Origin of the sequence: Brevibacterium antiquum (assembly GCF_016107655.1) — a bacterium.
Classification (GTDB): Bacteria; Actinomycetota; Actinomycetes; order Actinomycetales; family Brevibacteriaceae; genus Brevibacterium; species Brevibacterium antiquum.
This window is the reverse complement of record NZ_JABASX010000013.1, coordinates 54,718-67,616: the sequence shown is the minus strand read 5'-3', so window position 1 is coordinate 67,616 and position 12,899 is coordinate 54,718. Positions and strand designations below refer to the sequence as shown.

Sequence of the window (12,899 nt, the reverse complement as noted above, 5' to 3'; positions counted from 1 at the left end):
AGGAGTTGCAATGACTGTTTACGCTCAGCCTGGTCAAGACGGATCGCTCGTCACCTACAAGTCACGGTACGAGAACTTCATCGGCGGACAGTGGGTCGCTCCCGTCAACGGGAACTATTTCGAGAACCCGACGCCCATCACGGGTAAGACGTTCTGCGAAGTGCCCGCCAGCACCTCGGAGGACATCGAGCTCGCGCTCGACGCCGCGCACAAGGCGGCTCCGGCCTGGGGCAAGACCTCACCCGCGGAACGCGCCGTGATCTTGAACAAGATCGCTGACCGGATCGAGGAGAACCTCGAGATGATCGCGGTGGCCGAGACCTGGGACAACGGAAAAGCCGTCCGTGAGTGCCTCAACGCCGACATTCCCCTGGCCATCGATCACTTCCGCTACTTCGCCGGAGCAATCCGGGCTCAGGAAGGCGGACTCTCACAGATCGATGACGATACGGTGGCCTATCATTTCCATGAGCCGCTCGGCGTGGTCGGTCAGATCATTCCCTGGAACTTCCCGATCCTCATGGGCGTGTGGAAGATCGCGCCGGCGCTGGCCGCAGGCAATGCCATCGTCCTCAAGCCTGCCGAGCAGACTCCGGCCTCGATCCTGGTCCTGATGGAACTCATTGCCGACCTGCTTCCCGAGGGAGTCCTCAACATCGTCAACGGCTTCGGGCTCGAAGCAGGCAAGCCCCTGGCATCGAACAAGCGGATCTCGAAGATCGCATTCACCGGAGAGACGACGACGGGCCGCCTGATCATGCAGTACGCCTCGCAGAACATCATCCCGGTCACGCTCGAGCTCGGCGGCAAGTCCCCGAACATCTTCTTCGACGACGTCAATGCCTCGGATGACGCCTACTGGGACAAGGCCCAAGAGGGCTTCACCATGTTCGCCCTCAACCAGGGCGAGGTCTGCACCTGCCCGTCGCGCGCACTGGTCCAGGAATCGATCGCCGATCCCTTCCTCGAAGCGGTTGCAGAACGGACGAAGAGGATCGTGCAGGGCAACCCGCTGGACACCGACACCATGATGGGTGCGCAGGCCTCAAACGACCAGTTCGAGAAGATCATGTCCTATCTCGACATCGGAAGGCAGGAGGGCGCCGAGGTGCTCACCGGCGGAGCCCGGGCCGACCTCGGCGGGGACCTGTCCGGCGGCTACTACGTGCAGCCGACCATCTTCCGGGGCAACAACAAGATGCGGATCTTCCAGGAGGAGATCTTCGGCCCGGTCGTCTCGGTGGCCACCTTCAGTGACTACGACGACGCCATCGCCACGGCGAACGACACTCTCTACGGACTGGGCGCCGGCGTCTGGTCGCGCAACGGCAACACCGCCTACCGCGCAGGCCGGGACATCCAGGCTGGTCGTGTGTGGGTCAACAACTACCACGCCTACCCGGCACACGCGGCCTTCGGCGGGTACAAGGCCTCAGGCATCGGACGTGAGAACCACCTGATGATGCTCGACCACTACCAGCAGACGAAGAACCTGCTGGTCAGCTACTCGGAGAACGCCCAGGGCTTCTTCTGAGGCGAGTCTTCCTCTGAGTTCACGCGACGGTGCCCCGGCGGCAGCGACGCAAGACAGCCAAGACAGCACAGTCAGCCAAGACAGCACAGCCCACATCACCACAAAGGAGTCAATGATGTCAGGAATGAAAGCAGCAGTCGTCGAAGAGTTCGGCAAAGATCTGACCGTCGGGGACAATGAGATCCCCGAACCGGGACCGGGGCAGGCACTGGTCAAGCTCATCGCCTCCGGTGTCTGCCACACGGACCTGCACGCGGCCCATGGAGACTGGCCGGTCAAGCCGAAGGTTCCGCTCATCCCCGGACACGAGGGTGTCGGAACCGTCGAGAAGGTCGGCCCCGGCGTCACCGATGTCAAGGTCGGCCAGATGATCGGCAACGCCTGGCTGTGGGGCGCCTGCGGAACCTGCGAGCACTGCCGCCAGGGGTGGGAGACCCTGTGCGAGCAGCAGGTCAACGGCGGCTACGGCATCGACGGATCCTTCGGTGAGTACATGCTCGTCGACACGAAGTTCGCCGCGATCATCCCCGAAGGATCTGACCCCTATGAGATTGCGCCCGTCCTGTGTGCCGGAGTCACCGTCTACAAGGGTCTCAAGCGCACCGAGGTGAAGCCCGGGCAATGGGTCGTCATCTCGGGCATCGGCGGGCTCGGCCACATCGCCGTGCAGTACGCGGTGGCGATGGGGATGCGCGTCATCGCCGTCGACGTGGCCGATGACAAGCTGGCCTTGGCGAAGAAGCACGGAGCGGAGATCACGGTCAACGCCTTTGCTGAGGAGCCGGCTGACATCATCCAGGAGAAGGTCGGAGGCTCACACGGTGTGCTTGTCACGGCGGTGCATCCGAAGGCATTCGGGCAGGCGATCTCAATGACTCGCCGAGGCGGAACCATCGTCTTCAACGGCCTGCCCCCGGGTGACTTCCCGGCCCCGATCTTCGACATCGTGCTCAAGGGGCTGACGATCCGCGGATCGATCGTCGGCACCCGCCAGGACATGGTGGAAGCCTTGGAGTTCTACGCAGCGGGTAAGATCCATCCCACGTTCAGCAAGCGGCCGCTCGAGGACATCAATGCCATCTTCGACGAGATGATCCACGGCAAGATCGACGGCCGCGTCGTCATCGAATACTGACCCCAACTGCTACCTGACGGCGGCCCAGCAACCTCGCGCGAGGTTGCTGGGCCGCCGTCAGGTAGTTTTGGGAGGAGTGTGGCCAGCATCTCTGTCATCGATTGGACTTGGTGCGAAGTCCTTCGATAGACTTCAACTACCCAAGACCGTCGGTCTTTTCGGGACCAGCAGAATTCGCAATCGGATCCTGTTGCCCGGAAACGAAGACTCCAATGGAGTGACCTGCGCAGGTGAGCACGAGATTCTTCCGATGAGTTCCTATGATCTCATCATTCGAAGCGTTTCACGCATACCTGCGTGGAGCGCTTTTTTGGTGTCGGGACACGATCGCACGACTTACGAAAGGAACTACCATGGCGAGGCCAGACAAGGCAGCCGCAGTAGAGGAGCTCAAACAGCAGTTTGAGAACTCCGACGCTGTGTTGCTGACCGAGTACCGCGGTCTCACCGTTGCGCAGATGAAAGATCTGCGCGTTTCACTCGGTGAGAACGTCAGCTACGCCGTGGTAAAGAATACGCTCACTGCTATTGCAGCCAAAGAAGCCGGAATCAACGATCTCGATGAGTTCCTCAACGGACCCACCGCGATCGCATTCGTCAACGGTGAACCACCAGAGGCTGCAAAGGCATTGCGTAACTTTGCCAAGGCGAATTCTCAGCTCGTATTGAAGGGCGGCTACTGGGATGGTGCCGTCCTCAGTGCTGAGAATGTCAACAAACTCGCCGACCTCGAACCACGCGAAGTGCTGCTTGCAAAGGCAGCTGGTGCAATGAAGGCAAGCCTCCACCAGGCGGCTTACCTGTTCACCGCTCCGATGGTCAAGGCCGTGCGCACTGTCGACGCTCTGCGCGAGAAGCAGGACGACGCTCCTGCTTCAGACGCCTGAGCAACACCCCATAAACCCGGTCGCTCACAGTGACCACCAAAGGAAGGACTGGCCACCATGGCTAAGCTCACCCCCGAAGAGCTCATCGAAGGCTTCAAAGAGCTCACACTGATCGAACTCTCCGACTTCGTCAAGAAGTTCGAAGAGGTCTTCGAAGTTGAAGCTGCTGCACCTGCCGCTGCTGTTGCCGCTGCACCTGCTGCCGCTGCTGAGGTTGCCGAAGAGCAGACCGAATTCGACGTCATCCTCGAATCGGCCGGCGAGAAGAAGGTTCCCGTCATCAAGGAAGTTCGTGGGCTCACCTCCCTCGGACTGAAGGAAGCCAAGGACCTCGTCGACGGCGCTCCTAAGGCTGTCCTCGAAGGCGTGTCCAAGGACGCAGCCGAGAAGGCCAAGGAAACCCTCGAGGGCGCGGGCGCAACCGTCACCCTCAAGTGATTTCTCCGGCAGCAGTCTGACTGCTGCCGCTTCGAAGAACCCCACAGCCGATGCTGTGGGGTTCTTCGCATTCACAGTGGGAGCCGGCGATGTTGCAGGACCGCAACCTGTTGCGGCTTCGGTGACAGCCTGCCCTGACCTATTCTTAAGTGGTGACTGACAGCGCCACCGCCACCAAACTGCTGAAGAGGCTGAGTTCCACACTCCGTGACGCCTGGCAGAGCGATCCTCTGTACATCGATCCGATTATTGCGCCGGGACTCACTGACAGTCAGAATGCGGCGGTCGAGCACGCATCGAAGCAGGCAGGGCAGTCAGGCGTTGCGCATTTCGTCGCGATTACACCTGTGCTGCCGAGATCAGACGAGCCGAGATGGGCCCGCTTCACCTCTGATCTGGCATACGCGATGCACAAAGACAGCGGCGGAGAGCAGACCATCGTCCTCTTCAGCCAGGCAGACGATGCCGCGCGATCCTACGCCTATCTCGTCGATGCGAACGGGCCGGCGATACCCCCGGGCTCGGACTTTCTTGCACGTTCGTCCAGTGATGACTTTCTGCCTGTCGAGTTGGCAGTGCCCTATCAGCTGCAGATTCTCGTCGCGGCTGCGAAGGGGACCGAACCTCCGGCGCCCCCGGACTTCGACACTCGCAATGCGGGGGATCGCAATGAGGACTACATCGAAGCCACCGGACTGGACAACGGCAACCCGGACGCCCTCGTCTTCGGTGCGACGGCTATCGCCGCCCTGGGGCTGAGCGTCTGGGTGCTGCGCCGTCGGGAGAAGTACTCCTGGCGGAACTCACTGACGACGAAGCCGGACCCCGTCAGGACGCAGCAGCTGCCCGTGCGCGTAGAAAGTGCGCTCGAACCGCTTCCCGAGCCGCAGGATTCCACCGAAGAGATGTGGTCGTTGTATGACCGCGGTCGGCGAGTGCAACAGGCGATCAGGTCGCTCATCGAGGCTCATCCCGATTGGGCTGAGAGCGTCGACTTCTCGCACCGCTTCGGTGTTGAGAACCTGCTGAGCACGCACAAATGGGTACGTACTCGGCTGCGCGGTTCGACCAAGGTCAGCTCCGAAGCGCCTCGGTTCTGCTTCCTCTTCCCTCACCACCGAAGCACGATCGAGACGTTCGCGCTCAAACAGGACGGGACCACGCTGACAGTCGACATGTGCGGCCGCTGTCGCCGCGAGATCAACGACGGGCACGAACCGGAGTGCCTCATGGTGCCCAAGCGGCCCGGATCGAAGAAGCCCGTTCCCTACTATCAGCGCTCCGATGTCTACGCCCTGTCCGGTTTCGGCAGCTTTCAGCCCCTCGAGGACGCAGTCCTGGAGTCACTGGGAACACCGTCGACGTTCGCGAGAGGAGGACGAGGATGAACTCGGCAGCGAAATCAGGCGCGGCAATCATCATCTTCGGTGCTGTCGCAACTGGTTCATCGATCTACAGCCACTCCGAATTCGACGAGGCCAGAGACGCTCGCATCGTCGCTGAAAAGGGCGACACGATCACGGTCGATTCGATCTATCTCGATCGTATCGAGGGCCGATACGACCCGAACTACGATCGGAGCCGGTACCAGGAGATAGCAGAGTCGCTGCAGTCCGACCCGGTCTATATCGACGCCTATCAGGCATTCGAAGTCGATGACGAGAACCTGGCGACGATCAGAGATGAAGTCCAAGAGCTCGACATGCCGATCTACGTCGCGTTCCTGGCCGCCTCGCAGGTCGATGATGCGGATGGACAGACTGAACTGCTGGCTGGGAGGATCGCCGAGGAGCTGCCCGACAAGCGCGCCACAGTAGTCGTGGTCGGGGGAGTGACCGAAGGTATCGCCGACAAGGGAGCCGACCGGCGTGTGGCTTCCTACGATGTCGCCACAGATGTCGACGACAATCATTCGGCCGTGGCGCGCAAATACGTGGAAGTGCTCAAAGCGGCCGAAATCGAGAACTCGCAGTCCAGCAGCTCGCGAAGTCTCGATGATGAGCTGCAGCCGATCGTCGTTGATGAGGACACCTCCACCGACCCGAACACGCTGGCCTATTCGAGCGGAGCAGCCGTCGGGGGTGCGGTGCTCGGCCTCATCGTCGGCGGTGGTCTGGGCATCGGGGGAGTCCTGGCGTGGAGAGCGATCAAGAAGAGGAAGCAGAACACGTGACAACTGATGCACAGCAGATTGCCGAGGCACTCAAAGATGACCCGTTCCACATCGACGGGGCGGTCGAAGGGTCTCTCAACGCGGATCTCATCGACCAGGCTCGGGAGACGGCGAAGGGATTGGACTATGACGTCTATGTCATCGCTGTCGACGAACACTCCCTGAACCGAGATCTGCTGGAGCAGGTCAAGGTGTTCCACGGAGGCGAAGGTTCGTTCATCATGATCAACGGCGACTCCGAGATCGCTGTCGATGTGAACTTCGCGGACGACCATGACCTCAATATGCAGGTGATGGACCAGCTGTCGGTCGCCCGTGACGAGTGGAACAACAGCTCTCCGGCGACGACGAAGCTCAATATCCTCCTCGATCTCTATGCGCAACCGCAGGAATACAAGCACGAAGAAGCCGTGACCGGGCAGGAAGCGCCCGGCAGCGAGGTCCAGACCGTTGACGGCTCGGGATCCTTTGCCCCGATGTTCCTCGGCGGGGCGGTACTCATCCTCGCTCTCGTCATCGCCGGTATCTGGTTCACCCGCACGCGACGGCAGCGTCGCGAGGTGACGCGGACCCAGCAGCGATTCCAGCTGCCCGATCGGCTGCTCAACCGCGTCGACAGCCTGCAGCGGCGATCACTGCGCGAGACCATCAATGCCGACACGACTCAGCTGGCCGCGGAGATCGATCGGCTGCAGACGCAGAACCTGAACGCCACGAGTGCCGCCAGAGTCGAACGCGGACTCGACGCCTATCAGATGGCGCGCACGATCGTTGATGAGGAAACATCCGAACGCATCGATCTGGCCGGAGCGATGGTCCTCCTCCGGCAGGCGGGACGCGAGATCGCCGAGGTGGGTGACAGCAGGAAGAGGAGGCGCAGTCCCGGTGCAGGAAGCGGACTGCCGCAGAGTCTGTGCACCATCAATCCGCTGCACGGAGAGGCGCAGTCCACGACGCGCCTCGAGGCCGATGCCTCAGGTGTACGTGTGCCCGTCTGCGGAAGCTGTCAGAACGACCGACAGCGCGGCAACCAGCTGCAGTGGATCTTCGACGGTGACCGGCCCTATGTCGAAGGCGACAGCGTGTGGGCGCAGACGCTGTTCGGCGCCATCGGCTCAGACCTCGTCACTGCCCTGCACCGGCAGGGCAGATGACCTGCTCACGGGGCAAGCTCCGGTCATGGTCACCGGGCATCGTACGGGCGGGCAGAGCCACCTCGGCATCGGCTTGATTCGATCTCAGACCGTCGATGTCCTCAAGCTGACGTGCGACGAAGTCCCGATCAACGGGGACTCCATGCCCGGGCACGAACACTGTGGTCTCGGGGAACGACAGCAGTGTGTGCAGACTGGTCACCCACTCGCTCAGTGAAGCATCGTTGCCTGCCTGCGGGGGAGCTCCCTCCTCCACCAGATCACCGGTGAACACGATGCCCTGATCGGGCAGGCGCACGACGAGATCCGCTGTGGAATGCCCGCCCAGCACGTGGAATTCGACCCGACAGTCCCCGAGGTCGAGCGCAACCCCCGACTCAGCAGCATCGACGGGGGAGACGTCGACGATGAGGCTGCTCGGGTCCTCGGGCAGCTCGGATGCGAACTCGGCGGTCTCCGGGGCGTTGCGGACGGCGTCGAGGGCGATCCATGCGGTCGCCTCCTGGTCTCCGGCGAAGGACTCGGAGACGTGGAAGGTCTCGATTCCCGCTGCGGCCAGGGTGGCATTGCCGAAGAAATGATCCCAATGGTCATGAGTGATGACGGCAGCGATGGGATTGACGCGGCCAGTGACCTTGAGGCTGAGATGCTGTGCCGTGTCGGCCAGATGCTTCGCCGTGCTGGGCCCCGGGCCCGAGTCGACGATGAGGCTGGCGCGGGAGCCGGTGATGATTGCGCAGTTGACCGCGGCGGGATTCTGAGAGAGAACACTGACGTTGACCATGGGTGCAGTCTAGAATGTCAGCCCATGGAGATCACTCACATCCCAGCCGGATCTCGCAGCGGCGAAGAGATCGAGGGCATCCTCGCCGAGGTGCTCGACTTCGATACGCTCATCAACCGAGCATCGGGGCTCGGCACCGATTTCGACCCCCGCGCAGACGAGGTGCGGCGGGAGTTGCTCTCACCCACTGAATACGTGACCCATCAGACGTGGATCGCCCGCCTCGGCGGGTCCATCGTGGCCAAGGGAATCGCCTACCTGACATTGCATGACAACCTCGATATCGCCGAGGTGTGGTGCTCGGTCCACCCTGAGCTGCGCCGACAGGGACTGGGCTCCGAGCTGCTGGCTGAGATGGAGGCGAAGCTGACAGCTCAGGGACGAACACAGCTGACCAGCTTCTGCGAGATCCCACCATCGGCTCGTGACGCCGATCTGCGGGGTGCGCATCTCGCGGCCGAATCCGGCTTGGGAAGCCTGCCAGTGAACCAGCCGGACGTCGCCTTCCTCATCCGACACGGCTTCGCCTTCAAGCAGCTTGAGCGGTGCTCCGTGGCGAATTCCGCCACGGCGGCACGGCTGCCCGACGCTGAACTCGATGCCGGCTATACGATCGAGACGTGGACTGGGCCGACGCCTGAACACCGGCTCGACGCTGTCGCACTTCTGCATCAGAGGATGTCGACGGACACCCCAGGCGCCGAGGAATTCGGTGAGGAGGAGGAGTGGGACGCCGCCCGGGTCCGTGCCCTCGACGCGAAGCGGACTACAGGCCGGGAGCTGGTGAGCACGGCACTGGCGCTCAAAGGGGAGGCGGCCGCCGGCTTCACCGAGGTCGCGCACTTCGACGAACGCCCTGAGGTCGGGTGGCAGGGATCGACCCTGGTGACGCGAGAACACCGCGGACACGGACTCGGGGCGGCACTGAAGATCGCCAATCACGTTGCGCTGGGGGAGCGTACCGGCGTGGAGCGAATCTACACGTGGAATGCGGTGGAGAACTCGTGGATGCTTCTCATCAATGACAGGGCGGGATTCGCAACCTGGGCCTGGGTCGGTCTGTGGAAGAAGCGTCTTGCATGACTTGACCGATTGCTATAAGCTTGATATTTGCGTTGATCTGCCTGTGGCGTGCCTTCATATAGCGGGGGGCACCTCATTTCCACTCAAGTGAACCACGTTGTCGCCCGGTGTCGAAATCTGACACACCTGGGGTCGTCGACGTGACTTCGGGTGGAGGGTCAACCTATCAATTGGTGAAGCACTCGGAAGGATCCCATTGGCCGCCGCCAACGATAACACCAGGACCGCTAACGCCCCCAAGAGAATCTCCTTCGCGAAGATTCGCGAACCGCTCGAGGTTCCCGATCTGCTCGGTCTGCAGACAGACAGCTTCGATTGGCTCATCGGCTCGGAAGCGTGGCAGGACCGCGTCGCCGAGGCCATCGAAATCGGAGACGATTCCGTAGCAACCACCTCGGGGCTCGAAGATATCTTCGAGGAGATCTCACCGATCGAGGACTTCGGTGGATCGATGTCGCTGTCGTTCCGGGAGCACCGGTTCGAAGCCGCCAAGTACTCCATCGATGAGTGCAAGGAACGCGACATGACCTATTCGGCGCCACTGTATGTGACCGCCGAATTCATGAACAACAACACCGGCGAGATCAAGAGCCAGACCGTCTTCATGGGCGACTTCCCCCTCATGACCGACAAGGGCACGTTCATCGTCAACGGCACCGAGCGTGTCGTCGTCTCGCAGCTCGTGCGTTCGCCCGGTGCCTACTTCGAGTCCAGCGTCGACAAGACCACTGACAAGGACATCTTCACCGCGAAGATCATCCCTTCCCGTGGTGCATGGCTGGAGTTCGAGGTCGACAAGCGCGACCAGGTCGGCGTTCGCCTTGACCGCAAGCGCAAGCAGTCGGTCACCGTTCTGCTCAAGGCCCTCGGCTGGTCCGAAGCGAAGATCCTCGAGGAGTTCGGCGAGTTCGAGTCCATCCGCGAGACCATGGCCAAGGACACGGTCAACACGCAGGACGAAGCGCTGCTCGACATCTACAAGAAGCTGCGCCCGGCAGAGCCTGCGACCGCTGAAGCGGCACGCAACCTGCTCAACAACCTGTACTTCAACCCCAAGCGCTACGACCTGGCCAAGGTCGGCCGCTACAAGGTCAACCGCAAGCTGGGCGTCGATGCACCGCTGAGCGACTCGGTCCTGTCGACCGACGACGTGGTTGCGACCATCCGCTACCTCGTGTCCCTGCACGCAGGCGTTGACACCTCCAAGGGTGTCCGTGACGGCGAGAACATCGAGCTCAACGTCAAACTCGACGACATCGACCACTTCGGCAACCGTCGCATCCGTGCAGTCGGCGAGCTCATCGAGAACCAGGTCCGCACCGGACTCTCTCGCATGGAGCGCGTCGTCCGTGAGCGCATGACGACCCAGGACGTCGAAGCGATCACGCCTCAGACCCTGATCAACATCCGCCCCGTGGTGGCTGCGATCAAGGAGTTCTTCGGCACCTCGCAGCTCTCACAGTTCATGGATCAGAACAACCCGCTCGCGGGTCTGACTCACAAGCGCCGCCTCTCCGCTCTGGGGCCTGGTGGTCTTTCGCGTGACCGTGCCGCCATGGAAGTCCGTGACGTTCACCCATCGCACTACGGACGTATGTGCCCGATCGAGACTCCCGAAGGCCCGAACATCGGTCTGATCGGCTCGCTGGCCTCCTACGCCCGCATCAACCCGTTCGGTTTCATCGAGACGCCTTACCGCAAGGTCGTCGATGGTGTCGTCACCGATGACACCGAGTACCTGACTGCCGACGATGAGCTCGAGTTCAACATCGCGCAGGCAAATGCGCCGCTGACCGAAGAGCAGCGCTTCGCCGAAGTCGAAGTTCTCGCACGTCCTAAGGGCGGCGGCGGCGAAGCCGAGCTGGTCCAGTACGACACGATTGACTTCATGGACGTCTCCGCGCGTCAGATGGTGTCTGTTGCGTCCGCACTGATTCCGTTCCTCGAGCACGATGACGCCAACCGTGCCCTCATGGGCGCGAACATGCAGCGTCAGGCTGTGCCGCTGGTGATGTCGGAGTCCCCAGTTGTGGGCACCGGCATGGAATACCGTGCCGCTGTCGACGCCGGCGATGTCATCACTGCCGATCGCCCAGGCGTCGTCACAGAGGTATCCGCTGACTTCGTCACCGTTCTGGCTGACGATGGCACGATGCAGACCTACCGCGCTTCGAAGTTCAAGCGTTCCAACCACGGAACCTCGTACAACCAGCGCATCATCGTCGACGAGGGCGATCGCGTCGAGCCGGGCACTGTTCTGGCAGACGGGCCGTCGACTCAGAACGGTGAGATGGCGCTGGGCAAGAACCTCCTCGTGGCATTCATGTCATGGGAAGGCTACAACTTCGAGGATGCGATCATCCTCTCCCAGCGTCTCGTCCAGGACGACGTTCTGTCCTCGATCCACATCGAGGAGCACGAGGTCGATGCTCGCGACACCAAGCTCGGTGCCGAGGAGATCACTCGCGACATTCCGAACATCTCGCCTGACGCCCTGGCAGACCTCGACGATCGCGGAATCATCCGCATCGGCGCCGAGGTCACCGACGGCGACATCCTCGTCGGCAAGGTCACCCCGAAGGGTGAGACCGAGCTGACGCCGGAAGAGCGCCTGCTGCGCGCGATCTTCGGTGAGAAGTCCCGCGAAGTCCGCGACACCTCGCTGCGTGTGCCTCACGGCGAGATCGGCACCGTCATCGGTGTCCGCGTCTTCGACCGCGAGGAAGACGACGAGCTCTCGCCGGGCGTCAACCAGATGGTCCGCGTCTACGTCGCTCAGCGCCGTAAGATCACCATCGGTGACAAGATGGCCGGTCGTCACGGCAACAAGGGTGTCATCTCGACCATCCTGCCTGTTGAGGACATGCCGTTCCTGGCAGACGGTACCCCCGTCGACATCATCCTCAACCCGCACGGTGTTCCGCGTCGTATGAACATCGGCCAGGTCTTCGAAGTCCACCTCGGATGGATCTCGAAGCAGGGTTGGAAGATCGAGGGCAACCCCGAGTGGGCTGCCGAACTGCCGGAAGCCGCTCGCGAAGCCGAGGCCGGCACGAACCTGGCGACTCCGGTCTTCGACGGTGCACACGAGCAGGAGCTGCGTGGACTGCTGGACTCGACGACTCCGAACCGCGATGGGGATCGACTCATCGATTCCTCGGGCAAGGCCCAGCTGTTCGACGGTCGCTCCGGAGAGCCGTTCCCGTACCCGATCGCTGTCGGCTACATGTACATGCTCAAGCTCCACCACCTCGTCGACGACAAGATCCACGCGCGTTCGACCGGTCCGTACTCGATGATCACCCAGCAGCCGCTCGGTGGTAAGGCACAGTTCGGTGGTCAGCGCTTCGGTGAGATGGAAGTGTGGGCCCTCGAGGCCTACGGTGCGGCGTACACGCTGCAGGAACTGCTGACGATCAAGTCCGATGACATCCCAGGCCGTGTGAAGGTCTACGAGGCCATCGTCAAGGGCGAGAACCTGCCCGATCCGGGAATCCCGGAGTCGTTCAAGGTCCTCATCAAGGAGATGCAGTCCCTGTGCCTCAACGTCGAAGTTCTGTCCTCGGACGGAGCCGAGGTTGAGATGCGTGACGGCGAGGACGAGGTCTACCGGGCAGCTGAAGAGCTCGGGATCGACCTGTCACGCCGTGAAGCCCAGACCGTAGAAGAAGTCTGAGGACTTCCACTTCAACCGACACAACTTCGCGATGA

General features: G+C 62.0%; 10 protein-coding genes. 9 read left to right on the top strand and 1 reads right to left on the bottom strand.

Annotated features, from left to right (window positions below):
• The first annotated feature begins 10 nt into the window (after window positions 1-10).
• The 7 genes from exaC (at window position 11) to JFC13_RS18215 (ending at window position 7,321) form a co-directional block, all read left to right on the top strand.
• Window positions 11-1,534 carry an acetaldehyde dehydrogenase ExaC gene (gene exaC, locus JFC13_RS18245; protein ID WP_198398451.1) on the top strand — a complete coding sequence of 508 codons (1,524 nt, stop codon included), beginning with the start codon at window positions 11-13 and terminating at the stop codon, window positions 1,532-1,534.
• Between the two features lie 115 nt (window positions 1,535-1,649).
• Window positions 1,650-2,669 carry an alcohol dehydrogenase AdhP gene (gene adhP / locus JFC13_RS18240; protein WP_198398450.1) on the top strand — a complete coding sequence of 340 codons (1,020 nt, stop codon included), beginning with the start codon at window positions 1,650-1,652 and terminating at the stop codon, window positions 2,667-2,669.
• 353 nt (window positions 2,670-3,022) lie between these two features.
• Window positions 3,023-3,556 carry a 50S ribosomal protein L10 gene (rplJ, locus tag JFC13_RS18235; RefSeq protein WP_143921969.1) on the top strand — a complete coding sequence of 178 codons (534 nt, stop codon included), beginning with the start codon at window positions 3,023-3,025 and terminating at the stop codon, window positions 3,554-3,556.
• A gap of 57 nt (window positions 3,557-3,613) precedes the next feature.
• Window positions 3,614-3,994 (top strand): 50S ribosomal protein L7/L12, encoded by a 381-nt coding sequence (gene rplL / locus JFC13_RS18230; protein ID WP_198398449.1) that lies wholly within the window; start codon window positions 3,614-3,616, stop codon window positions 3,992-3,994.
• Window positions 3,995-4,146: 152 nt separating this feature from the next.
• Window positions 4,147-5,382, top strand: coding sequence for a hypothetical protein (locus JFC13_RS18225; RefSeq protein WP_332839461.1), 1,236 nt, complete (start codon window positions 4,147-4,149; stop codon window positions 5,380-5,382).
• On the top strand, window positions 5,379-6,167 hold the full coding sequence (locus JFC13_RS18220; protein WP_198398448.1) for a hypothetical protein: 789 nt from the start codon (window positions 5,379-5,381) through the stop codon (window positions 6,165-6,167). Before JFC13_RS18225 ends, JFC13_RS18220 begins: the two co-directional genes overlap by 4 nt.
• Window positions 6,164-7,321, top strand: coding sequence for a hypothetical protein (locus tag JFC13_RS18215; RefSeq protein WP_198398447.1), 1,158 nt, complete (start codon window positions 6,164-6,166; stop codon window positions 7,319-7,321). Before JFC13_RS18220 ends, JFC13_RS18215 begins: the two co-directional genes overlap by 4 nt.
• On the opposite strand, the gene JFC13_RS18210 is transcribed toward JFC13_RS18215, so the two are convergent.
• A complete protein-coding gene (locus tag JFC13_RS18210) occupies window positions 7,293-8,105 on the bottom strand; it encodes an MBL fold metallo-hydrolase (protein ID WP_198398446.1) in 813 nt (270 codons plus the stop codon). The genes JFC13_RS18215 and JFC13_RS18210 overlap by 29 nt on opposite strands.
• A 24-nt stretch (window positions 8,106-8,129) precedes the next feature.
• On the opposite strand from JFC13_RS18210, the gene JFC13_RS18205 reads away from it, so the two are divergent.
• The gene (locus JFC13_RS18205; RefSeq protein WP_198398445.1) at window positions 8,130-9,188 is read left to right on the top strand and encodes a GNAT family N-acetyltransferase; all 1,059 of its coding nucleotides are present in this window, start codon (window positions 8,130-8,132) and stop codon (window positions 9,186-9,188) included.
• 196 nt (window positions 9,189-9,384) lie between these two features.
• Window positions 9,385-12,864 (top strand): DNA-directed RNA polymerase subunit beta, encoded by a 3,480-nt coding sequence (rpoB, locus tag JFC13_RS18200; RefSeq protein ID WP_198398444.1) that lies wholly within the window; start codon window positions 9,385-9,387, stop codon window positions 12,862-12,864.
• Window positions 12,865-12,899: the final 35 nt, after the last annotated feature.

Excerpts from the sequence above, each read along its gene's own strand:
- exaC (WP_198398451.1), top strand. The coding sequence starts at position 11 with ATGACTGTTTACGCTCAGCCTGGTCAAGACGGATCGCTCGTCACCTAC.
- adhP (WP_198398450.1), top strand. The coding sequence starts at position 1,650 with ATGTCAGGAATGAAAGCAGCAGTCGTCGAAGAGTTCGGCAAAGATCTG.
- rplJ (WP_143921969.1), top strand. The coding sequence starts at position 3,023 with ATGGCGAGGCCAGACAAGGCAGCCGCAGTAGAGGAGCTCAAACAGCAG.
- rplL (WP_198398449.1), top strand. The coding sequence starts at position 3,614 with ATGGCTAAGCTCACCCCCGAAGAGCTCATCGAAGGCTTCAAAGAGCTC.
- JFC13_RS18220 (WP_198398448.1), top strand. The coding sequence starts at position 5,379 with ATGAACTCGGCAGCGAAATCAGGCGCGGCAATCATCATCTTCGGTGCT.
- JFC13_RS18210 (WP_198398446.1), bottom strand. The coding sequence starts at position 8,105 with ATGGTCAACGTCAGTGTTCTCTCTCAGAATCCCGCCGCGGTCAACTGC.
- JFC13_RS18205 (WP_198398445.1), top strand. The coding sequence starts at position 8,130 with ATGGAGATCACTCACATCCCAGCCGGATCTCGCAGCGGCGAAGAGATC.